The sequence below is a fragment of the Paracidovorax sp. MALMAid1276 genome (genome assembly GCF_049198005.1).
Classification (GTDB): domain Bacteria; phylum Pseudomonadota; class Gammaproteobacteria; order Burkholderiales; family Burkholderiaceae_C; genus Acidovorax.
On the sequence record NZ_JBMIRS010000227.1, the window covers coordinates 1 to 22,005 of the forward strand.

21 protein-coding genes and 1 pseudogene are annotated in these 22,005 nt (G+C 67.8%); 16 read left to right on the forward strand and 6 right to left on the reverse strand.

Annotated features, from left to right (window positions below):
- Positions 1–80 precede the first annotated feature (80 nt).
- Complete coding sequence (locus ACOQFS_RS18540) at positions 81–1,046, reverse strand: PDR/VanB family oxidoreductase (protein ID WP_421564304.1); 966 nt, start codon at positions 1,044–1,046, stop codon at positions 81–83.
- Complete coding sequence (locus tag ACOQFS_RS18545) at positions 1,043–2,104, reverse strand: Rieske 2Fe-2S domain-containing protein (RefSeq protein WP_421564305.1); 1,062 nt, start codon at positions 2,102–2,104, stop codon at positions 1,043–1,045. The genes ACOQFS_RS18540 and ACOQFS_RS18545 overlap by 4 nt, the downstream gene beginning before the upstream one ends.
- Positions 2,105–2,326: 222 nt before the next feature.
- Between ACOQFS_RS18545 and ACOQFS_RS18550 the strand changes: the two genes are divergently transcribed.
- The 6 genes from ACOQFS_RS18550 to ACOQFS_RS18575 all read left to right on the forward strand — a co-directional run bounded on the left by ACOQFS_RS18550 (position 2,327) and on the right by ACOQFS_RS18575 (position 8,324).
- Positions 2,327–3,136, forward strand: coding sequence for a GntR family transcriptional regulator (locus ACOQFS_RS18550; RefSeq protein ID WP_421564306.1), 810 nt, complete (start codon positions 2,327–2,329; stop codon positions 3,134–3,136).
- Positions 3,137–3,368: 232 nt separating this feature from the next.
- Positions 3,369–4,406, forward strand: a complete 1,038-nt coding sequence (locus ACOQFS_RS18555; RefSeq protein ID WP_421564307.1) for a TRAP transporter substrate-binding protein — start codon at positions 3,369–3,371, stop codon at positions 4,404–4,406.
- A 127-nt stretch (positions 4,407–4,533) separates the two neighbouring features.
- Positions 4,534–5,052 carry a TRAP transporter small permease gene (locus tag ACOQFS_RS18560; protein ID WP_421564308.1) on the forward strand — a complete coding sequence of 173 codons (519 nt, stop codon included), beginning with the start codon at positions 4,534–4,536 and terminating at the stop codon, positions 5,050–5,052.
- Positions 5,052–6,368 (forward strand): TRAP transporter large permease, encoded by a 1,317-nt coding sequence (locus ACOQFS_RS18565; protein WP_421564309.1) that lies wholly within the window; start codon positions 5,052–5,054, stop codon positions 6,366–6,368. Before ACOQFS_RS18560 ends, ACOQFS_RS18565 begins: the two co-directional genes overlap by 1 nt.
- 1 nt (position 6,369) lies before the next feature.
- A complete protein-coding gene (locus tag ACOQFS_RS18570) occupies positions 6,370–7,353 on the forward strand; it encodes a Bug family tripartite tricarboxylate transporter substrate binding protein (RefSeq protein WP_421564310.1) in 984 nt (327 codons plus the stop codon).
- A 20-nt stretch (positions 7,354–7,373) separates the two neighbouring features.
- Positions 7,374–8,324 carry a DUF1932 domain-containing protein gene (locus tag ACOQFS_RS18575; protein ID WP_421564311.1) on the forward strand — a complete coding sequence of 317 codons (951 nt, stop codon included), beginning with the start codon at positions 7,374–7,376 and terminating at the stop codon, positions 8,322–8,324.
- A gap of 27 nt (positions 8,325–8,351) precedes the next feature.
- Here the strand turns inward: ACOQFS_RS18575 and ACOQFS_RS18580 are convergent, their stop codons facing one another.
- On the reverse strand, positions 8,352–9,302 hold the full coding sequence (locus tag ACOQFS_RS18580) for a LysR substrate-binding domain-containing protein (protein ID WP_421564312.1): 951 nt from the start codon (positions 9,300–9,302) through the stop codon (positions 8,352–8,354).
- A 181-nt stretch (positions 9,303–9,483) separates the two neighbouring features.
- Between ACOQFS_RS18580 and ACOQFS_RS18585 the strand changes: the two genes are divergently transcribed.
- The 7 genes and pseudogenes from ACOQFS_RS18585 (at position 9,484) to ACOQFS_RS18615 (ending at position 15,430) form a co-directional block, all read left to right on the forward strand.
- The gene (locus ACOQFS_RS18585) at positions 9,484–10,185 is read left to right on the forward strand and encodes a substrate-binding domain-containing protein (protein WP_421564313.1); all 702 of its coding nucleotides are present in this window, start codon (positions 9,484–9,486) and stop codon (positions 10,183–10,185) included.
- Positions 10,186–10,221: 36 nt separating this feature from the next.
- A complete protein-coding gene (locus ACOQFS_RS18590; protein ID WP_421564314.1) occupies positions 10,222–11,256 on the forward strand; it encodes an amidohydrolase family protein in 1,035 nt (344 codons plus the stop codon).
- A gap of 140 nt (positions 11,257–11,396) precedes the next feature.
- On the forward strand, positions 11,397–12,080 hold the full coding sequence (gene ligK, locus ACOQFS_RS18595; RefSeq protein WP_421564315.1) for a 4-carboxy-4-hydroxy-2-oxoadipate aldolase/oxaloacetate decarboxylase: 684 nt from the start codon (positions 11,397–11,399) through the stop codon (positions 12,078–12,080).
- A gap of 74 nt (positions 12,081–12,154) precedes the next feature.
- Entirely contained in the window at positions 12,155–13,072 is a 918-nt protein-coding gene (locus tag ACOQFS_RS18600; protein WP_421564316.1) for an amidohydrolase family protein, read from the forward strand.
- 1 nt (position 13,073) lies between these two features.
- Positions 13,074–13,445 (forward strand): annotated as a pseudogene (gene ligA / locus ACOQFS_RS18605) (protocatechuate 4,5-dioxygenase subunit alpha); the annotation flags it as partial.
- 165 nt (positions 13,446–13,610) lie between these two features.
- Positions 13,611–14,459 (forward strand): class III extradiol dioxygenase subunit beta, encoded by an 849-nt coding sequence (locus ACOQFS_RS18610; protein ID WP_421564324.1) that lies wholly within the window; start codon positions 13,611–13,613, stop codon positions 14,457–14,459.
- A 17-nt stretch (positions 14,460–14,476) separates the two neighbouring features.
- The gene (locus tag ACOQFS_RS18615; protein WP_421564317.1) at positions 14,477–15,430 is read left to right on the forward strand and encodes a Gfo/Idh/MocA family oxidoreductase; all 954 of its coding nucleotides are present in this window, start codon (positions 14,477–14,479) and stop codon (positions 15,428–15,430) included.
- A gap of 103 nt (positions 15,431–15,533) precedes the next feature.
- Here the strand turns inward: ACOQFS_RS18615 and ACOQFS_RS18620 are convergent, their stop codons facing one another.
- The 3 genes from ACOQFS_RS18620 to ACOQFS_RS18630 all read right to left on the reverse strand — a co-directional run bounded on the left by ACOQFS_RS18620 (position 15,534) and on the right by ACOQFS_RS18630 (position 19,217).
- Positions 15,534–16,859 (reverse strand): DUF3089 domain-containing protein, encoded by a 1,326-nt coding sequence (locus tag ACOQFS_RS18620; RefSeq protein WP_421564318.1) that lies wholly within the window; start codon positions 16,857–16,859, stop codon positions 15,534–15,536.
- 196 nt (positions 16,860–17,055) lie between these two features.
- On the reverse strand, positions 17,056–17,667 hold the full coding sequence (locus ACOQFS_RS18625) for an ATP-dependent Clp protease proteolytic subunit (RefSeq protein ID WP_421564319.1): 612 nt from the start codon (positions 17,665–17,667) through the stop codon (positions 17,056–17,058).
- Between the two features lie 233 nt (positions 17,668–17,900).
- Complete coding sequence (locus ACOQFS_RS18630) at positions 17,901–19,217, reverse strand: flavin-dependent oxidoreductase (protein ID WP_421564320.1); 1,317 nt, start codon at positions 19,215–19,217, stop codon at positions 17,901–17,903.
- Between the two features lie 142 nt (positions 19,218–19,359).
- Here ACOQFS_RS18630 and ACOQFS_RS18635 point away from each other — a divergent pair, with 142 nt between their 5' ends.
- From ACOQFS_RS18635 to ACOQFS_RS18645, 3 genes are read left to right on the forward strand one after another with little or no spacing between them, the layout of a single operon-like run.
- A complete protein-coding gene (locus ACOQFS_RS18635; RefSeq protein WP_421564321.1) occupies positions 19,360–20,199 on the forward strand; it encodes an RNA polymerase sigma factor in 840 nt (279 codons plus the stop codon).
- 36 nt (positions 20,200–20,235) lie between these two features.
- Entirely contained in the window at positions 20,236–20,844 is a 609-nt protein-coding gene (locus ACOQFS_RS18640) for a YdeI/OmpD-associated family protein (protein ID WP_421564322.1), read from the forward strand.
- Between the two features lie 58 nt (positions 20,845–20,902).
- Positions 20,903–21,931, forward strand: coding sequence for an aldo/keto reductase (locus tag ACOQFS_RS18645; protein WP_421564323.1), 1,029 nt, complete (start codon positions 20,903–20,905; stop codon positions 21,929–21,931).
- The last annotated feature ends 74 nt before the right edge of the window (positions 21,932–22,005 follow it).

Sequence of the window (22,005 nt, forward strand, 5' to 3'; positions counted from 1 at the left end):
GCTATTGGCTGCAAAAAGACGCCTTGCGGCCCATCCCGATCCGCACTACCACGCACTCGCGAGGGTTATGCAGGACATCCTTACAGGTCCAGCACCAGCAACTTGCTGCGCGCGCGCGAGCAGCAGGGCATGAACTGCTCGTTGCTGGCCTTTTCCTCGTCGGTCAGGTACATGTCGCGGTGGTCCACCTCGCCCTCCAGCACACGGGTCAGGCAGGTGCCGCACACGCCTTGCTCGCACGAGGTGAGGATGTCGATGCCCTCGCGGCGCAGCGCCTCCACCACCGACTCATCGGCCGCGATGGGGTAGACCTTGCCGCTGCTGGCGATGCGGACTTCAAAGCCCTGGTCGCCCGCGGTGTCCTGCGCCGGGGCGCCGAAATATTCCAGGTGGATGCGGTCCGGCGCCCAGCCCATGGCCTTGGCGGAGACCACCACGTGGTCGATGAAACCCGCAGGGCCGCACACGTACAGGCGCTTGTCCGCGCCCGGCGCGGCCAGCACGGCAGCCAGGTCCAGCCGCTGCTCGGGTGCCCCGGTGTCGACGTGGAAGTGCACATGCGGCGCCATGGCGGACGCGGCAATCTCGGCGGCGAATGCGGTGCGTTCCGCCGAGCGGGTGCAATAGTGCAGCGCAAAGTCTGCGCCCGTGGCCACGAGGCGGTCGGCCATGCACAAAAGCGGCGTCACACCGATGCCCCCGGCCAGCAGCACGGTGCGCTGCGCCGGGTGCAGCACAAAGTGGTTGCGCGGTGTGCTGATGGTGATGTCGTCCCCCTCGTGCATCTGGTCGTGCATGGCCACCGAACCGCCGCGCGAGGCCGCGTCGCGCAGCACGGCGATGCGGTAGCGGTGGGACTCCTGCGAGGCATTGCACAGCGAATACTGGCGCACCAGGCCCCCTGGCAGATGCACGTCGATGTGCGAACCGGCGCTGAAGGGCGGCAGCGCCGCGCCGTCCACGCGCGCCAGTTCGAAGCTGGCGATGCCCTCGGCCTCGGCCTGCTTCTTGACCACGCGGACCCTGAGCGTCTCCTGCGCGGTCATGCGGCCACCGCCGGGTTCGTGGTGGCGGGCGCGGCCCGCTCGGCCGCGATGATGCGGTCCAGGATCTTGCGCGATTGCACGCCGCCCGCGTCGATGTTGAGCATGAGCAGCTTGCGGTCGGGCCAGCGCAGCAGGTTGCGCTGCTGCTGCTCCAGCATGTCGCGGTCTTCGGCAAAGATGTTGCCCTGGCCTTCGCGGATCTGCGTGGTGAGCGACGGGTCCTGCGGCTTGAAGTGGCGCGCCATGCCCCAGAAGTAGTGGATGGAGGTGTCGGTCTCGGGCGTGATGAAGTCCACCACGATGCTCGATGCCTTCTTGTCGGCCGGGGCGTTGTAGCCGCCGTGGCCGGCCAGCGCCACGCCCACCTCGATCAGCACATGGCTGGGCGGCGTGAAGTGGCAGATCTGCCAGCGGTCCACGGGCTGGTCGTCGGGCAGGCCGTTCATGCGCAATGCCATCTTCCAGAACGGCGGGGCCTCGATGCCTTCCATGAAGCGGCTCGTGATGACCTCGTCGCCCTCCACCCGGGTCTTGCAGGGCACCTCGTCGATCTCCTTCTGGCCGATGCTGGTGGCATGCACATAGGTTTCGTGCGTCAGGTCCATCAGGTTGTCGATCATCAGCCGGTAGTCGCACGCGATGTGGTACAGCCCGCCGCCATAGGCCCATTCAGGGTTGTCGGCCCAGGGCAGGGGGTGGATGGCGGCAGGGTCGGCCTTGTCGGCGTCGCCGGGCCACACCCAGACGAAGCCATGGCGCTCCACCACCGGAAAGCTGCGCGTTTTGGGGAAACCCTGCACCCGCTGCCCGGGCATGGACACGGCCTTGCCCGTGCACTCCACCCGCAGGCCGTGGTAGCCGCACTGCAGGTGGCCCTCGCACACGGTGCCCAGCGACAGCGGCGCGCCCCGGTGGGGGCAGAAGTCTTCGAGCGCCGCGACCTGGCCGGGTGCGGGGCGGTAGAACACGATCTTCTCGCCGCAGACGGTGCGGCCCAGGGGCTTGTCGGCGATCTCTTGCGGCGTGCAGGCAACGTACCAGGCGTTTTGGGGATACATGGCGCTTGTCTCTGTGTGGGGTGGAGGGCGGTGCGCGCCGGCATGCCCCATGCATCAGCGCGCTGCTTGTGGGCGGATTGTGCGAAAGAACGGCGAGTGTGTATACATTCAAGCGCGAAACACCAGCTATTGCACTCTGGCATATCCCGTAAGCTATTGTTTTGAATAAATATTCTGGCTGAGTGTGTGGCGTCGATTGTGCAGGTTGTATACATTCACGGCATGAGCCATGCGAATTTGAGCGAAGCTTTTGCGCCCGCAGGCGCTGTGCCCATGGACGAACCGGCCGATGGCGCGGGCGCTTCGCAATCGGTGCGGGCGCAACTGCGCCTGCGCGAGATGATCCTGGCGGGCGAACTGGCGGGCGGGGCGCGCATTGCGGAGCTGGCGCTGGTGGAGCGGCTGGGCGTATCGCGCACACCCATTCGCGCCGCGCTGCAGCGGCTGGAGCAGGAGGGGCTGCTGCAGCGCCTGCCCGGCGGCGGCTATGCGGTGCGCACGTTTTCCGAAACCGATGTGGCCGACGCCATCGCCTTGCGTGGCACGCTGGAGGGGCTGGCCGCCCGGCTCGCCGCAGAGCGGGGCGTGCCGGCCGGGCTGCTGGCCGAGGCGCATGCCTGCCTGGCCGCCATCGATGCCACGCTGGGCCCGCCGACGCTGAACGACGAGGGCTTCACCCGCTATGTGGAGCTGAACGCGCGGTTCCATCAGCTGCTGGGCCGCATGGTGGGCAGCGAGGTGGTGCTGCGCGAGCTGGAGCGGGTCCGGGGCCTGCCGTTCGCGTCGCCATCGGCCTTTGTGATGGTGCAAACCCATTCCGTGCAGGCGCGCGACCTGCTGGTGGTGGCGCAAGACCAGCATCGCCAGCTGCTCGATGCCATCGAACACCGCGAGGGTGCCCGTGCCGAGGCCATACTGCGCGAGCATTCGCGGCTGGCGCAGCGCAAGCTGCGCGAAGCACTGGCGGGCACGGGTGGGGCGCGGGTGCATGCAGACATGCCCGCGCTCGCGCTCATCCAGCGAACGTCCTGAAGGAAGCGCTCGGCACGAGCGGCTCACGCGGGGCGCGGCCGGCGTGCCAATGTGCGCCAACCGAGGGTTTCACCGGTTTCATATCATTACGGCATAGCTGAAAGTCCGCCATAGAACTGGCATGCAGGCGCGAGCCCATGCACAGTGAGGGGCCTGATGATGATTCCCTGAGCCGTGCCCCAGGCATTCCCGCACCGCGGCACGGACGCACACCGACAGACCGGAGACAACAATGACCTTCTTGAAGCGACGCACCGCCATCGCAGCAATGGGAGCTGTGGCCCTGGCCACCCTGGCCACCACCGCTGCAGCCCAGACCGTCACCCTGCGCCTGCACCAGTTCCTGCCCCCGCAGGCCGTCATCCCCGCCAAGGCCCTGGTGCCCTGGGCCCAGAAGGTCGAGGCCGAGTCCGGCGGCAAGATCAAGGTGCAGCTGTTCCACGCGATGCAGCTCGGCGGCGCGCCACCGCAGCTGTTTGACCAGGCCCGCGACGGCGTGGTCGACTTCACCTGGACGGTGCTGGGCTACACCCCCGGCCGCTTCCCCAAGACCGAAGTGTTCGAGCTGCCTTTCATGAGCGGCAATGCAGAGGCCTCGTCGCGCGCCATCCAGGAGTACGTCGAGAAATTTGCCGCTGACGAATTCAAGGACGTGAAGCTGATCGCCGTGCACACGCACGGCCCCGGCCTGTTCCACACCAAGACGCCCGTCACCGGGCTCGAAAGCCTGCGCGGCATGAAGATCCGCGGCGGCTCGCGCATCATCAACAACATGCTCACCAAGCTGGGCGCCACGCCGGTCGGCATGCCCGTGCCTGCGGTGACCGAGGCGCTGTCCAAGGGCGTGATCGACGGCACCACCATTCCGTGGGAGGTGACTCCCTCGCTCAAGGTGACCGAGCTGGTGAAGAACCACACCACCTTTGCCGGCAAGGAAGGCCTGTACACCCAGACCTTCGCGTTCTCGATGAACAAGGCGTCCTACGACAAGCTGCCCGCCGACCTCAAGGCCGTGATCGACAAGAACTCGGGCATCGAAGCCGCGGCCATGTTCGGCCGTGCGATGGACGAGGGCGACAAGGCCGGCCACGACATCGCCGTCAAGGCCAAGAACAACATCGTGGCGCTGGATTTGGTGGAAACCCAGCGCTGGCGCCGCACCGCCGCGACGGTGGAAACCGACTGGATCAACGAAGTCAAGGCCAAGGGCATTGACGGCGCCAAGCTGGCCGCTGAAGCCCGCGCACTGATCGCCAAGCACAGCAAGTAATCCCCGGCCCCTGGGCCCCCGGCCGTCCTTGTGAACATGTTTCTCAGGGGCGGCTTTTTTTGCGCCGGAACAGCGGCATGGGTCCACAATGCCCGTCACCCCGGCACCCGTTCAGGAAGACTTGCGCATGATTGCATTCATCTACCGGCTGGCCCGATGGTCGGCCATTGTGGGCGGCCTCGTGCTGGTCGCGCTCACCCTCATGATCGTGACCAGCATCACCGGCCGCGCGCTCATTGGCGCGGGCCTCGGCCCCGTGCCCGGCGACTTCGAGCTGGTCGAAATGGGCACGGCCGTGGCGGTGCTGTTCTTTCTGCCCTGGACCTACCTCAAGGGCGGCCATGCCACGGTGGACCTGCTCTACGCCCACCTGCCCGCCTGGGCGCAGCGCGCCGTGGTGCTGGTCAGCGATCTGCTCATGCTCGCCGTCTGGCTGCTGCTGACCTGGAAGCTCTATGAAGGAATGATGGAAAAGAAGCAGTACATGGAGACCACCTTCATCCTGCAGATGCCGCTGTGGTGGGCGTATGCCGCCTGCCTAGTGGGTGCGGTGATCGGCTGCCTGGCCTACCTGGCGCGCACCGCCACGCTGCTGGGGCTGGGCAAGGAGCCGGAAGGCTGGACAACGGAAGCGGGAGCGCATTGATGAGTGGTTTCGAACTTGCCGCGTGGTCGTTTCCGATCCTGCTGCTGCTGATATTCGTGCGCATTCCCATCGGCCTGGCCATGCTGGTCTGCGGCCTGGTGGGCGCCTGGCTGATCTACGGCACCACCGCCCCGGTGCTCAACCAGCTCAAGCAGGTCACCTACAGCACCTTCTCCAGCTATTCGCTGTCGGTGATTCCGCTGTTTTTGCTGATGGGGCAGTTTGCAGCGCTGGGCGGGTTGTCGCAGGCGCTCTTCAAGGCCGCCGAGGCCTGGATCGGGCACCGCAAAGGCGGTGTGGCCATGGCGGCCGTGGGCGCTTGCGCCGGCTTCGGTGCCATCTGCGGATCGTCGCTGGCCACGGCGGCCACCATGGGCCAGGTGGCGCTGCCAGAGCTGAAAAAGGCCGGCTATGCCGGCGGCATCTCCACCGCCACGCTGGCGGCGGGCGGCACGCTGGGCATCCTGATTCCACCGTCGGTGGTGCTGGTGATCTACGCCATCCTCACCGAGCAGAACATCGCCAAGCTGTTCCTGGCGGCCTTTGTGCCCGGCATTCTGGCGGCCATCGGCTATGTCATCGTGATTGCGCTGTACGCCCGCATGCGCCCGAAGGAAATGGGCACCGTGCCCCCGCTGCCCATGGCCGAGCGCTGGAAGGCCACGGCCCGGGTCTGGCCCGTGCTGCTGATCTTCGTGGCCGTGGTGGGCGGCATCTACCTGGGCTTGTTCACCCCCACCGAGGGCGCGGCCGTGGGCGCGTTTGGCACGGGCGTTGCGGCCTGGCTGTCGGGCGGGCTCAACCGCAAGACCCTGGTGGCCGCCGTGATGGGCACGGCCGTGGCCACGGGCATGATCTTCATGATCGTGCTCGGCGCCGGCGTCTACAACACGTTCCTCGCGCTGTCGCAGTTGCCGCAGCAGGCCGCGCAGATGGTGGCAGGCTCGGGCCTGAGCCCCATGGTCGTGCTGGTGTCCATCCTCGTCATTTACGTGGTGCTGGGTTGCTTCATGGATTCGCTGTCCATGATCCTGCTGACCATTCCGGTGTTCTTCCCCATCGTCACGGCGCTCGACTTCGGCATGACGCCCGAAGAGTTCGCCATCTGGTTCGGCGTGCTGGTGCTGATCGTGGTGGAAGTGGGGCTCATCACCCCGCCCGTGGGCATGAACCTGTTCGTCATCAACAGCATGGCCAAGGACGTGCCCATCATGGCCACCTACCGCGCCGTGATGCCCTTTGTGGCCAGCGACTTCATCCGCACGGCCATCTTGGTGGCGTTCCCCAGCATCGTGGTGTTCGTGCTGCGGTTCTGACATGCGCCGCCGCAGCGCTCTGGGCCTTTTGACGGCCGCCACCGCGCTGTCGGCTTTGCCGGCATGGCGGGTTGCGATGGCGCAGCCCGCGTTCCCGGCCAGGGCCGTGCGCATCGTTGTGCCCTTTGCGGCGGGCGGCGTGGGCGATTTGACCGCGCGCGCCGTGGCCAGCGCCCTGGCCGAGCGGCTGGGCCAGCCCGTGGTCATCGACAACCGCCCCGGTGCGGGCGGCGTGGTGGCCGCCGACACCGTGGCCCGCGCCGAGCCCGACGGGCACACCCTGTTCCTCATGTCCAACGGCACGGCGGTGTCCGCCAGTTTGTTCAAGGCGCTGCCCTACGACACCGTTGCCGACCTCGCGCCCGTCAGCACGCTGGGCGTGTTCGACATCGCGGTGCTGGTGCCTGCAGACTCGCCCCACCGCACACTGGCGCAGCTGCTGGCCCACGCGCGGGCACAGCCGGGCCGCGTGAACATCGGCAGCATCAACGTGGGCAGCACGCAGCACCTGGCGGCGGAGCTGTTCAAGAGCAGCGCAGCCATCGACGCGCAGGTGGTGCCCTACAACGGAACCCCGGCACTCATCACCGCGCTGCGGGGGCGGCAGGTGGATGCGGGGGTGGAGATTCTCGGCCCGGCGCTGCCGCAGGTGCGGGCGGGCGCGCTGCGCGTGCTGGCCGTGACCGGCGAGCGCCGCTCGTCCGTGCTGCCCGACGTGCCCACGGCCGTGGAGCAGGGCGTGCCCGGCCTGGTGGCCACCTCCTGGAATGCGCTGGCCGCGCCCGCCCGCACGCCACGCGCGGTGGTGGACCGGCTGCAGCGCGAGATCGCCGCGGCAGTCGCCAGCCCCGGCGTGCAGCAGCAGCTGCGCACGCTCAACGTGGAGCCGCGCACGTCCACCCCCGAACAGGCCAGCGCCCTGCTCAAATCCGACATCGAGCGCTGGCGTGCCGTGATCGAGCGCGCAGGCATTCCATTGCAGTGAAACGAGAGGCGACGACCACCATGCAGGCCACACAACGCGGCGACATGCCCTGGGCGCATTCTTTGGAACGCATCGGCATCGTGGGCTATGGCGAGGTTGGCCGCATCTTTGCCGCGGGCCTGCGCCACTGCGGCGTGAACGATCTGGCCGCGTGGGACCTGAAGTTTGCCGCGCCCGATCAGTCGCCCGCCGAGCCCCTGGCCCACGCGCGCGCGGCGGGCGTGCACGCCGCTGACAGCGTGGCCGCGCTGTGTGCCGGGCGGCAACTGATCCTGTCGGCCGTCACGGCCAGCAACACGCTGGCGGTGGCCGAGGCGGTGGCGCCGCACATCGCGCCGGGCGCGTTTTTTCTGGACCTGAACTCCGCCTCGCCGGGCACCAAGCAACAGGCAGCTGCGCTGATCGAGGCGCGCGGCGGCCGCTATGTGGAGGCGGGCGTGATGACCTCGGTGGCGCCCTATGGCATCGCCGTGCCCATGCTGCTGGGCGGGCCGCACGCTGCGGCGCTGGCGCCCGTGCTGCAGGCCTATGGCATGGACGCCACGCCGGTCAGCGACCAGTGGGGCGTGGCGAGCGCCATCAAGATGTGCCGCAGCATCATGATCAAGGGCCTGGAGGCGCTGGTGGTGGAGAGCTACGCCACCGCCCGCCAGTACGGCGTGGAAGACCATGTGCTGCCCACGCTGGCCGAGACCTTCCCCTCCATCGACTGGAACCAGCAGGGCCGCTACTTCTTCAGCCGCGTGGTGCAGCACGGCCAGCGGCGCGCCGAAGAAATGCGCGAATCCGCCCGCACCGTGCAGGAGGCCGGCATGGCCCCGGTGATGGCGTCGGCCATTGCCGACAAGCAGCAATGGGTGGCCGACCTGGCGCGTGCCGGGGTGTTTGCGGATTTGCCCAAGGACGCGCGCTGGCAGGACTATGCTGACAAGCTGTTGACCGGTTTGCGCAAGCAAGCGCCCGACCGCTGAGGCGGTTGCGCGGGCTCGAACGCAGGCTCAGCCTGGCGCCTTGTACATCGCCAGCAGCGTGGTCCGAATCAAATCCGCCATGGCCTGCTGCGTCAGTGTGGCCGGGCGTTGCGAGCTCACGGCCAGGTAGAGCTTGCTGCGCAGGCGGGTCGTGTCGTCGCCCACACCTTCCCCGTCCCCGCTGGCGCCATGGATGGGCCGGGTCGTGAACACCTCGGCCTTGCCGGACGTGGTGACGGCGTTCATCGGCAGCACGGCGCAGCCCGCGCCATCGGCCACCAGGTCCAGGATGGCCGCCACGCCGTCGATTTCCAGGTTGATCTGCGGGCGCTTGCCGCGCGCGGCCAGTTCCGATTCCACCAGCATGCGGATGGAGTTGGGCCGGGTGGGGATGACGAGCGGAAAGCGCGGCAGCTCGCCCAGGGGCACGGGGGCATCCGTGTCCGCCCCGGCCCCGTCCGCCGAGCGCCGCTGCACCAGAAACAGGTCTTCTTCCAGCAGCGCAGAGATCTCGATGCCCGGCGCGGGCGCGGTGTTGTACAGCAGCGCAATGTCGAGCAACCCCGTGGTCAGCGATTCGCGCATGGCCACCGACAGCCCCTCGCTGATGGCCAGCGCGGCGTCGGGCAGCTGCACGCGGAAGGCGCGGGTCAGCGGCACCGTGAGCACCTTGGCAATGCTGGGCGGCAGCCCGATGGCCACGCGCCCGGCCAGCGCGCCGCGCACGCGGCCCAGCTCTTCGCGCGCCCGGTCCACCTGGTGCAGGATGCCCCGGCCGTGCTCCAGCAGCAGCTTGCCCGCTTCGGTGGGCGTGGCGCCCCGGCCGTTGCGCACCAGCAGGTTCTGGCGCAGCTCCACCTCCAGCAGGCGCACCTGGCGGCTGAGCGCGGGCTGGGCCACGTCCAGCACCACCGAGGCGCGCGTGAAGCTGCCCAGTTCGGCCACCCGCACGAAGTATTCAATCTGCTTGAGGTCCATGCGCAGGGGTCTCCGCTATTTGCAATAGCTCTGGTTCAACAATCGCGGAATGATATAGCTGGTAGTGCGGGGGGCGACTTCATGAACCATGCAGCGCTCTTCACAATCGGTGCCAGGCAAACGCCCTGCAGCCCGCCGCCCTTCGGCCGCTGCGCAGAGGCCCGCAGGAGACACCCCACCCATGACCAACCCAGCGCTGCTGCGCGGCATTTCTTCCATGGCCACCCGCCAGGTGCTGGCCGAGCTGACGGCCGCCTACGCCGCCCAGGCCCCCGGCGCCAGCGCGGTGCAGATCGAGTCCGTGGGCGGCGTGGATGCGGCCCAACGCGTGGCGGCCGGTGAGGTGTTCGACGTGGTCATCCTCGCGTCCGACGCGATCGAAAAGCTCATGGCGGCAGGCCATCTGCTGCCCGGCAGCAAGGTGGACTGGGTGCACTCCGGCGTGGCCGTGGCCGTGCCTGTGGGTGCTCCGCTGCCCGACCTCAGCACCGAAGACGCCGTGCGCGCGGCCGTGCTGGCCGCGCCCAGCATCAGCCTGTCCACCGGCCCTAGCGGCGTGGCGCTGAGCAAACTGTTTGAGCTCTGGGGCATTGCCGATCAGATCGCCCCGCGCATGGTGCAGGCGCCCCCCGGCGTGCCCGTGGGCTCGCTGGTGGCCAAGGGCGAGGTGGCGCTGGGCTTTCAGCAGCTGAGCGAATTGCTGCATGTGCAGGGCATTCAGATCGTCGGTCCGCTGCCACCGGCCATCCAGATCATCACCACGTTTTCAGCCGGCATCAGCGCGCAGTCGCAGCAGGTGGATGCAGCACGTGCGTTGCTGGCTTACCTGGCTTCTCCCGCTGCGGCCGAAGCCAAGAAAAAACAGGGCATGTCCCCCGCCTGACCGATCACAAGAACACCTTTCAGGAGCACCCGAAAAATGAGCCTCATCATCGACTGCCACGGCCACTACACCACGGCCCCCAAGGCGCTGGAGAACTGGCGCAATGCGCAGATCGCCGGCATCAAGGACCCGGCGGCCATGCCCAAAGTGGCAGACCTGCACATCAGCGACGACGAGCTGCGCGAGTCCATCCAGACCAACCAGCTCAAGCTGATGAAAGAGCGCGGCAGCGACATCACGCTGTTCAGCCCGCGCGCCAGCTTCATGGCGCACCACATTGGCGATTTCCAGGTGTCCAGCACCTGGGCGGCCATCTGCAACGAGCTGTGCTATCGCGTCTCCACGCTGTTCCCCGACCACTTTGTGCCCGTGGCCATGCTGCCGCAAAGCCCTGGCGTGGACCCCGCCACCTGCATCCCCGAGCTGGAAAAGTGCGTGCATGAATACGGCGCCGTGGGCATCAACCTGAACCCCGACCCTTCCGGCGGCCACTGGACCAGCCCTCCACTGACCGACAAGCACTGGTACCCCATCTACGAAAAGATGGTGGAGTACGACCTGCCCGCCATGATCCACGTGAGCACCAGCTGCAACGCGTGCTTTCACACCACGGGCGCGCACTACCTGAACGCTGACACCACGGCCTTCATGCAGCTGATCCAGGGCGATCTGTTCAAGGACTTCCCCACGCTCAAGTTTTTGATCCCGCACGGCGGCGGTGCCGTGCCCTACCACTGGGGCCGCTTCCGGGGCCTGGCGCAGGAGATGAAGAAGCCGCTGCTGGACGAGCACCTGATGAACAACGTGTACTTCGACACCTGCGTGTACCACCAGCCCGGCATCGACCTGCTCAACACCGTGATCCCGGTAAAGAACGTGCTGTTTGCCAGCGAGATGATCGGCGCGGTGCGGGGCATCGACCCCACCACCGGCAATTATTACGACGACACCAAGCGCTACATCGAGGCCTCCACCCTCCTGAGCGCCGAAGACAAGCACCAGATCTACGAAGCCAACACGCGCCGCGTGTTCTCGCGACTCGATGCGCGCCTGAAGGCGAAAGGGCTGTGATCCTCCGAGTCCGTTCACGCTGAGCCCGTCGAAGCGCTGCGCAAGGCTTCGACAGGCTCAGCCCGAACGGATGGGGATGCTCGGCGCACACGGGTTCACCACCGATACCACTCACCAGAATTGATTGAAGAGAGACCACCATGTACGAACTAGGCGTTGTCTACCGCAATATCACCCGCGCCGACCGCGCGGCCGCCGACGGCCTCGCGGCCCTGGGCTCGGCCACCGCGCACGAGGCCATGGGCCGCGTGGGCCTGCTCAAGCCCTATATGCGCCCCATCCAGAGCGGCGTGCAGGTCAGCGGCACGGCGGTCACCGTGCTGCTGCACCCGGGCGACAACTGGATGCTGCATGTGGCGGCCGAGCAGATCCAGCCCGGCGACATCGTGGTGGCGGCCATCACCGCCGAATGCACCGACGGCTACTTTGGCGACCTGCTGGCCACGTCGTTCCAGGCGCGCGGCGCGCGGGCGCTCATCATCGACGCCGGGGTGCGCGATGTGAGGACGCTCAACGCCATGAACTTCCCGGTGTGGAGCAAGTGCATCTCCAGCAAAGGCTGCATCAAGGCCACCATCGGCTCGGTCAACATCCCTGTGGTGTGCGCGGGCCAGCTCGTCACGCCGGGCGACGTGGTCGTGGCGGACGACGACGGCATCGTGTGCGTGCCCGCCGCCCGCGCGGCAGAGACGCTGGCCGCAGCGCAAAAGCGCGAGAGCTTTGAAGGCGAGAAGCGCGCCAAGCTGGCCAGCGGCGTGCTGGGCCTTGATATGTACAAGATGCGCGAGCCGCTGGCGGCAGCGGGGCTCAAGTACATCGATTGAAAAGAATTTTGAGTGTTTTAGGCCTCTAGCGCTTATTCAGTAAGCGCTGATAGCTATCAAAATCAGAGTGACACATGACTGAATTCACCAAAACCCCCGGCTGGCTCGACTGGTACGCCGGGCCGTCCAAACCCCGCTTTCAGGTGCCTGCAGGCGCTGTGGACGCGCACTGCCACGTGTTTGGCCCCGGGGCTGAGTTCCCCTACGCCCCCGAGCGCAAGTACACGCCCTGCGACGCGAGCAAGCACCAGCTGTACGCGCTGCGCGACCACCTGGGCTTTGCGCGCAATGTGGTCGTGCAGGCCACCTGCCACGGCGCCGACAACCGCGCCATGGTCGATGCACTGGTCCACTCCGGCGGCAAGGCGCGGGGCGTGGCCACCGTCAAGCGCTCGGTCACCGACGAAGAACTGCAGGCCATGCACGACGCCGGCGTGCGCGGCGTGCGCTTCAACTTCGTCAAGCGCCTGGTGGACTTCACGCCCAAGGACGAGCTGATGGAGATTGCCGCACGCATCGCCAAGCTGGGCTGGCATGTGGTGATCTACTTCGAAGCGGTGGACCTGCCCGAGCTGTGGGACTTCTTCACCGCACTGCCCACCACCGTGGTGGTGGACCACATGGGTCGCCCCGATGTGAGCAAGCCGGTGGACGGTCCCGAGTTCGAACTGTTCCTCAAATTCATGCGCCAGCACCCCCATGTGTGGAGCAAGGTGAGCTGCCCCGAGCGCCTCTCGGTGACTGGCCCCAAGGCGCTGAATGGCGAACAGAACGCCTACGCCGACGTGGTTCCCTTCGCCCGCAAGGTGGTCGCAGAGTTCCCCGACCGCGTGCTCTGGGGCACCGACTGGCCGCACCCCAACCTCAAGGATCACATGCCCGACGATGGTCTGCTGGTGGACTTCATCCCGCACATCGCGCCCACGGCCGAGCTGCAGCAAAAGCTCCTCGTCACCAATCCCATGAAGCTCTACTGGCCAGAAGAGGTCTGACATGCCACTCGACAAACCCTACCTGGACGTGCCCGGCACGACCATCTTCGACGCCGAACAAAGCCGCAAGGGCTACTGGCTCAACCAGTTCTGCATGAGCCTGATGAAGGCAGAGAACCGCGCCCGCTTCAAGGCCGATGAAGACGCCTACCTGGCCGAATGGCCCATGACCGATGAGCAGAAGGCGGCAGTGCGCGCGCGCGACCTGAACTGGGCCATGCGCACGGGCGGCAATATCTACTTCCTGGCCAAGCTGGGCGCGACGGACGGCCTGTCGTTCCAGCAGATGGCGGGCAGCATGACGGGCATGAGCGAGCATGCCTACCGCGACATGATGATTGCTGGCGGCCGCAGCCCCGAGGGCAACCGCTACGTGGGCGAGACCGGCACGGCGCAAGGCCCCGCATCGCAGTCCGACGCCTGGAAGGCCTGGGAGCTGACGCAGCAAGAGGCGCTGGCCGCGCAGATCCTGGGTGACCACGCTGCGCGCCAGACGGCCGCGACCGAGGGCGCGACAGGGGCGGGCGGCCATGCGCGCATTACCGCGTCCGTCTACACCTCTCATGTGCCCGCCATCGGCGCTGCTATCGACCTGGGAAAGACCGGCGAGCCCTACTGGCAGCCGCTGTTTGCCGGTTACGAGCCGTCCAAGAAGTGGATGGAGCACAACCGCCCCGACGTGGTCTTCCTGGTCTACAACGACCACGCCACCAGCTTCGACCTGGGCATGATCCCCACCTTTGCCATCGGCACCGCCGCCGAGTTTGAGCCCGCCGACGAGGGCTACGGCCCGCGCCCCGTGCCCAAGGTGATCGGCCACCCCGAGCTGGCCTCGCACATCGCGCAGTCGGTCATCCAGCAGGACTTCGACCTCACCATCGTCAACGAGCTGCAGGTGGACCACGGCCTCACCGTGCCCATGAACCTGCTCTTCGGTTCGCCTGAGGCGTGGCCCGTGAAGGTGATTCCGTTTGCCGTCAACGTGGTGCAGTACCCCGTGCCTTCGGGCCAGCGCTGCTTCCAGCTGGGCCAGGCCATCCGCCGCGCCATTGAGTCATTTGATGCCCCGCTCAAGGTGCAAATCTGGGGCACGGGCGGCATGAGCCACCAACTGCAAGGGCCGCGCGCGGGCCTCATCAACAAGGAGTGGGACAACAAATTTTTGGACCGCCTCATCGCCGAACCCGCCGAGCTGGCCAAGGTGCCGCACATCGAATACGTGCGCGAAGCCGGCAGCGAAGGCATCGAGCTGGTGATGTGGCTGATCGCCCGCGGCGCCATGAGCGATGTGGCCGGCACCGGCCCTGCGCCCAAGGTGGCGCACCGCTTCTTCCATGTGCCCGCCAGCAATACGGCGGTGGGGCACCTGATCCTCGAAAACCAATAAGTAAAGGAATCTTCACCATGACCATCAAAGTCGCACTCGCAGGCGCAGGCGCCTTCGGCATCAAGCACCTGGACGGCATCCAAAACATCGACGGCGTGGAAGTCGTCTCCCTCATCAGCCGCGACCTGGCCAAGACCCAGGAAGTGGCCGACAAGTACGGCATCCAGCATGTGACCACCGAACTGGCCGACAGCCTGACCATCCAGGAAGTGGACGCCGTCATCCTGTGCACGCCCACGCAGATGCACGCCAGCCAGGCGATAGCCTGCATGGAAGCGGGCAAGCATGTGCAGGTGGAGATTCCGCTGTGCGACGTGCTGGCCGATGGCGAGAAGGTCGTCGCCCTGCAGAAGCAGACGGGCCTGGTGGCCATGTGCGGCCACACGCGCCGCTTCAACCCCAGCCACCAGTACGTGCACAAGAAGATCGCAGCGGGCGAGTTCAACATCCAGCAGATGGATGTGCAGACCTACTTCTTCCGCCGCACGAACATGAATGCCCTGGGCCAGCCGCGCAGCTGGACGGACCACCTGCTGTGGCACCACGCGGCGCACACCGTGGACCTGTTCGCGTACCAGGCCGGCAGCCCTATCGTCAAAGCCAACGCCATCCAGGGCCCCATCCACAAGGACCTGGGCATTGCCATGGACATGAGCATCCAGCTGCAGGCCGCCAATGGCGCGATCTGCACGCTCAGCTTGAGCTTCAACAACGACGGCCCGCTGGGCACTTTCTTCCGCTACATCGGCGACACGGCGACGTACATCGCGCGCTACGACGACCTGGTGAATGGCAAGGAAGAGAAGATCGATGTGTCGAAGGTGGACGTGTCGATGAACGGCATCGAGCTGCAGGACCGCGAATTCTTCGCCGCCATCCGTGAAGGCCGCGAGCCCAACGCCAGCGTGGCGCAGGTGCTGCCTTGCTACCAGGTGCTGCACGGGCTGGAGCAGCAGCTGGGCGCGGCGTAATCACCCGCAAGGCGCCCCAGCGGCTTCGCCTCTCTTCGCAGCTTTTCCGCGCTCTTCGCACCGCTGCGGCTGCAGGCCCTCCCTGTGCGGGGCCTGGGCGCCCTCAGCGGCGCGGCGTGGCGGCGTAGGCGCGGGCCTGCTGCCGCACGATGTCGGCCAGGTTGCCTGCGGCCAGGTTGGAGTCCACCAAGTGCAGGCCCCAGTTGCGTTGCAGCTGGCCGTTGACCACCACGTCGGCCGGCACGTCGGCACCCAGCGCCACCGACAGATAGCTGGCGCCACCGGCCTCCACACATTCGGCCGACAGGTGGGCAGGCGCCACGAACGCCGCCGTCACCGCTTGCGTTTGCGCGCCCCATGCGCCCGTGGTGGTGGGCTGGCCCAGCAGGTTGGCGCGCACGGGCAGCAGGGGCTGCAGCGTGCCGCGCCCGCCGCCCAGGGCCGCCGGGTTGGTGCAGGCCACGCGGTAGGCGGCCGGGTCGGTGGCGCCAATGGCGCTCGCGCCCATGCGGCCAAACAGGCTGTCGGCGGGGGGCGGGGCATCCGCGCGGAAGGCGGTGTAGGCAATCACGCAGCCGGTTTGCGCCGCGCTGCGGCACAGGGGCATGTGGCGGAAGGCGCCGCCCACGTCGGCCCCCTTGGGCACGGCAATGTTGGTGCCCAGCAGCAGCGCCGACACGATGCGCTGCTGCGCGGGCTGGCCGTCGATCTCGCGCGCGACCAGTTCGGCCAGCATGCGCGCGCCCTGCGAATGCCCGATCAGCACCACGCCCCGGCCCTGGTTGTCGTGTTCGAGGTAGTGGCGCCAGGCATCGCGCACATCGCCCAGCGCCATGGCCGGGTCGGCCGCCAGGGGCGCGCCGCCAAAGCGGCTGCGCAGCGCGGCCAGCGTCACTTGCCGGTACATGGGCGCGAACATGCGGCACACGCCGCCGAACGGTGCGAGCTGGTGCTGGGCCACGCGCCGCTCTTCGGGGCCGGCCACCAGGTCGCTGTTGCCGGTGGCGTCGTACGAAATCGTGGGGTAGACATAGAAGCAGTCGACGGGCGCGGCCGCGTCGGGGCGCAGCGTGCGGATGGCGCCGTCCGGCTGCGCCACGGTGACCGGCTGGGCGCAGCTGTCGTCGCGCCCGGGACGGCACAGCCAGTGGCTGTCGACACGGTAGTCGGTGCCCACACGGGCCGGTGAGGTGGCGGCGGGTGCGGGTGCCGGGGCCGTGGCCGCCGTCGGTGCTGCGGGTGCCGTGGGGGCTGCCGAGGGAGTCGGAGCCGTTGTGGCGCGGGGCGCGGCGCACCCGGCCAGCGCAGCCAGGGCTGCCGCCGCGATCGCCGTGGCGGCCGCATGGGCGGGCGGCACGCGGCAGGGGGTGAACGTGGCGTGGGTGTTGGTGTTGGCGTTGGCTTTGGCGTCGGTGGGAGTGGGTGTCATGCGCGGGGCTCCACAGGCAAGGGGGTCACGGAACGCGCGCATTCTGCGCTCCGGCCTCTGGTGGGCCTGTCGCGGCGGGCACAACCCGGCGCCGCGCAGGCGGGCGCTGAAAAAATCAGGTCAAAATGCCATTCAGCGCTTTATCTAAAAGGGTCTAAAGCTATTGAAAATATAGCAAAAGACGGCGCTGGCACGGTCACCCGCGCAGCGCGGCCTTGTGTTCGATGATGCGCGACACCAGGCCATAGTCCACCGCCTCCTCGGCCGACAGCCAACGGTCGCGCTCGATGTCGGCCAGCACCGCCTCCAGCGGCTTGCCGGTCTGCCGGGCGATGGTGCGTGCAATGCGTTCGCGCGCCTTCACGATCTCGCGCGCCTGAATGGCGATGTCGCTGGCCGGGCCCCCGGCGCCGCCGCTGGGCTGGTGGATCAAAAAGCGCGTGTTGGGCAGGCAGAACCGCCGCTCGCGCGGCGCCGCCAGGTACAGGTGCGTGGCCGCGCTACCCACCCAGCCGGTGCCGATCATGTTGACCGGCGCGGTGATGAAGCGCACCAGGTCGTGCAGCGTGTCGCCCGATTCGAGGTGCCCGCCGGGCGAACTGACCAGCATGTCGATGGGCTCGGCGCTGTCCGCATCGAGCGCCACCAGCCGCCGCGCCACATCGGCGGCCAGCGTGTCGGTGATGGTGCCAAAGACCAGCAGCGTGCGGGCCTTGAAGGCTTTTTCTTCCAGGTACGAGGTGCGCGGCTCGGTGCTGGCGGTGGGAGAGGGGGCTGTGGGGGGCGTATCGGTGTCTGGCGTGTCCATGGGGCAAAGTCCTTGAAAAGAGTGACAGGACTGCCTTGACGAACGAAACACGCCGGGCGTGACATTTGCGTGCGCTTGTGCATTCACGCCTGCGCGGCGCCAGCGGGGTTGGCTATTGCGTTGGCCTCAGCCCACTTGACACCGTTCACGCAGAGCCTGTCGAAGCGCTGCGCAAGGCTTCGACAAGCTCAGCCCGAACGGTTGTCTCAAGTACAAAGTGCGGGAATGGGCTCTCAGCCAACAGCCACGCGCTGCCCCGGCACGATGGTGGGCGGTGCCGCATTCAGTGTCTCGATCGCAAACCCCGCCGCCGCCTTGTAGCGCGCCATGTAGGCCTCGCGCTCGGCGCGTGGCAGCACGTCGTCGATGTGGTCGAACACCCCGCCGCAGCGCTCGTCCACCAGCCCCAGCAAACCAAAGGGGCCCGAGCCCCGGTTGCGCAGCACCAGCGCCGAGATGTCCTGGCACAGCTGTTCGTCATAGGCGCGCAGCGCCTGCGGGCCCACGCCGTGCGCAATCAGCTGCGCCCCCAGCACGCGCGCATCCACAATGGCCTGGCTGGCGCCATTGGAGTCCACGGGGTACATCACATGCGCCGCATCGCCCAGCAGCGCCACGCGGCCGTCCACCCAGGTGGGCACGGGGTCGCGGTCGATCATGGGGTATTCAAAAATGTCCTTGGCGCCGCGCAGCATGGCGGGCACATCGAGCCAGCTGTAGTTCCAGCCGTCGAAATGGTGCGCGAACTCCTTGAGCGCCACACGCCGGTTCCAGTCGCCCTGCTGCCAGCCGCCCTGGTTGTCCACGGTGATCTCGGCAATCCAGTTGATGGTGGCCAGGCCTGTGGCCGGGTCGGGCGGCGTGATGGGGTAGAACACCACGCGGTGCCGCAGCGAGCCCACGCCGACGAACGACGCGCCCGTGCGCACCGGAACACCCGGCGTGGTGCCCCGCCACATGATGGCGCCGCCCCACTGGATGGGCGGCTGCGTGGGGTGCATCTGCGCCCGCACGGCCGAGTGCAGGCCATCGGCCGCGATCAGCAGCGCGCCCGCCACCTCGCGCCGCCCGCCGTCGCGCATCTCGACGATGGCGGTGACGCCATCCGCATCCTGCCGGTAGCCCGTCACACGTTGCCCCAGCTGCACGGCGTCGTTACCCAGGCGGTCCTTCACGGCGTTGAACAGCATCATCTGCAGCTGCCCCCGGTGCACCGCATACTGCGGCCAGTGGTAGCCCGCCGCGAGGCCGCGCGGCTCGGCGTACACCTCGTTGCCGTTGCGCCCCACCAGCGCCCATTCGCGCGCCTGCAGACCAATGGTGTCCAGCACGTCATTGCCAAACCCCAGGTCGTGCAGTTCGCGCACGGCATTGGGCTGCAGGTTGATGCCCACGCCCAGCGGCTGCAGCTCGGGCACCGACTCAAAGACGATGCAGGGCACGCCGATCTGGTGCAGCGTGAGGGCCGTGGCCATGCCACCGATGCCGCCACCGGCGATCAGCACGGGACGGGGGGACGAAGTGGGGAGCGTAGTGGGGGTGCCGGACATGCGGGGATTGTCCCTGCAATGGAGGGCGGGGCTTGTCGCGGATGCCGCAGGGGAGGGTTGCGTGCCGAGGGGTGTGTCGTGCAGCGTGGCTCCGGCGCGGGCTTGATCGGAGTGGTCTTGCCCCGCTGTGGCACCATGCCCCATGCAAGAAGACGACCCCAACGCAGCACTCGCCGCCGTCAGCCGCGGCTCCCTGGTCCGCGCCGCCACGCGCCTGCTGGGCCCGGCCGATGCCGAAGACGCCGTGCAAGACGCCTATGTGCGTGCGCTGGAGGCCCACGTCCCGGCGCTCAACGCCGCCCAGGCCTGGCTGCTGACGGTGGTGCGCAACCTGGCGGTGGACCGCTTGCGGCGGCGCCAGTGGATGGCGCAGTGGGTGGCGCAAGCCACGCAGGCGGCGCAGGGTGATGGCGCTGGCATGCTCGCACCCTCGGCCGAGGCGGATGCAGCCCTGGCGCAACAGGCCGCGCTGGCGCTGCGGCGGCTGGCGGCGTGCGTGACACCCGCAGAAGGTGCCCTGGTGTTGCTGCATGCCGTGTTTGATGCCAGCCATGCCGAGCTGGCGCAGGCTGGTGGCCGGACCGAAGCGGCCAGCCGTCAGCAGCTGCGCCGCGCGCTGCAGCGCCTGCAGCAGGCCCGTGATCGCGACGCAACCACCGGCCCTGGCGTGGGGCGGGATGAGCCCCATGACGCCGACCCGGCCTTGCTGCGCCTGTACCTGCAGTCGCTGCAATCGCGCAATCCGCAGGGCCTGTGGGCTCTGCTGCGCCAGCCGCCCGTGAGTGCGGTGTCCATGCAGCAGGGCGCCGTGCGTCCTCTGCATGCGGTGCCTCCGCGTGCCTCGCATGCCGCATCCACGGTGGGTGGCGTGGTGCAGATGGGCGGGCAGCTGGGGCTGGTGCTCACGCTGGATGGCGTGCAGCTTTGCGTGGTGCCCTTGGGGCCACGGGCCGAGCAGGCGCACGATGCGGTGGCGGCCTGAGGCGACTGGCCGATGTGAACAACTGGCGGGAGCCCCATGACCTCGCAGACCACCCCCACCTTCTTTGCCACCCCAGAGGCGTTCCGCGACTGGCTCCAGCGCCACGCCGACAGTGCGCCCGAGCTGCTGGTGGGCTTTCACAAAGTAGGTTCAGGCCGCCCCAGCATGGGCTGGTCGGAGTCGGTGGACGAAGCCTTGTGCTTTGGCTGGATCGATGGCATTCGTCGGCGCATTGACGAGCACACGTATTCGATCCGCTTCACACCGCGCAAGCCTTCCTCCATCTGGAGCGCGGTGAACATCGCCAAGGTGGAGGCATTGCAGGCAGCGGGCCGCATGAGGCCAGCGGGGCTGGCGGCGTTTGCGCACCGCCAGGCGCACAAGTCCGTCATCTATTCCTACGAGCAGGCGGCTGTGGCCGAGCTGTCCGCTGCACTGCAGCGCGCCTTTCAGCGCAACAAGGCGGCGTGGCGATATTTTCAGGAGTCCACACCACCCAGCTACCGCAAGCAGATGCTGCACTGGGTCACATCGGCCAAGCGCGATGCCACCCGCGAGGCGCGGTTTGCGCAACTGGTGGCTGCCTGTGCGACGGGTGAGCGCATCGAGTTGTGGGCCAAGCGGCAACCCGCTGCAGAGTCTTAGGCTCACACCCAAGCCCGAGACATTCGCTGGGTTGCCGCGCTTGCCGTAAGCTGGCGGCATGCAACAAAGAACCTTGGGACCTTTCTCCGTCTCGGCCATCGGCCTGGGCTGCATGAACCTCTCGCACGCCTATGGCGCCCCGGTGTCTTCCGAGCAGGGCGAGCGCGTGCTGCTGGCAGCGCTCGATGCGGGCGTGACGCTGTTCGACACGGCCACGCTTTATGGCTTCGGCGCCAATGAAACCCTGGTGGGCCGCGTGATGAAGGGCCATCGCAGCCGCTTCACGCTGGCCAGCAAATGCGGCATGCAGGGCGTGGATGTGAACGGCGACGGCAAACTGGTGCGCGTGATCGACGGCCGCCCCGCCACACTGCGCCAGACCTGCGAAGACAGCCTGCGCCGCCTGCAGACCGACGTGATCGACCTGTACTACCTGCACCGCTGGGACAGGCAGGTGCCGATCGAAGACAGCGTGGGCGCGCTCGCCGATCTGGTTCGCGCGGGCAAGATCCGCAGCATCGGGCTTTCGGAGGTGTCGGCCACCACGCTGCGCCGCGCGCATGCGGTGCATCCGATTGCTGCGGTGCAGACCGAATATTCGCTGTGGACGCGCAACCCCGAGATTGCGGTGCTGGACGCGTGCCGCGCGCTGGGCACGGCTTTTGTGGCCTTCAGCCCGGTGGCGCGGGGCTTTCTGTGCGGCGAGCTGCGCGATGTGGGCACGCTCGATGCCAAGGATATCCGCCGCGCCATGCCGCGCTTTGCGCCCGAAGCCTATGCGGCCAACCTGAAGCTGCTCGGCAGTTACCAGTCCATCGCGCGTGACGTGGGTTGCACCCCTGCGCAGCTGGCGCTGGCGTGGCTGCTGCACAAGGGCGAGCACATCATTCCCATCCCCGGCACCACCAACGTCGCGCACCTGCACGACGACCTGGGGGCCGTGAACGTGCAGCTGCACGACGCCACCATCCGCCAGCTCGATGCACTGATCAACGAGCGCACCGTGGTGGGCGCCCGCTACAACGCGCAGAACGCGGGCGAAGTAGACACGGAGAACTTTGCGGGCGGCGAGTCCACCGTGGCTTAGAGCCTGTTCAATGTCTTTTTGGAGTCGCACAAGGTCCTTGCCGGGATGGGATGCCAGGCGCGGTGCGCCGTGGA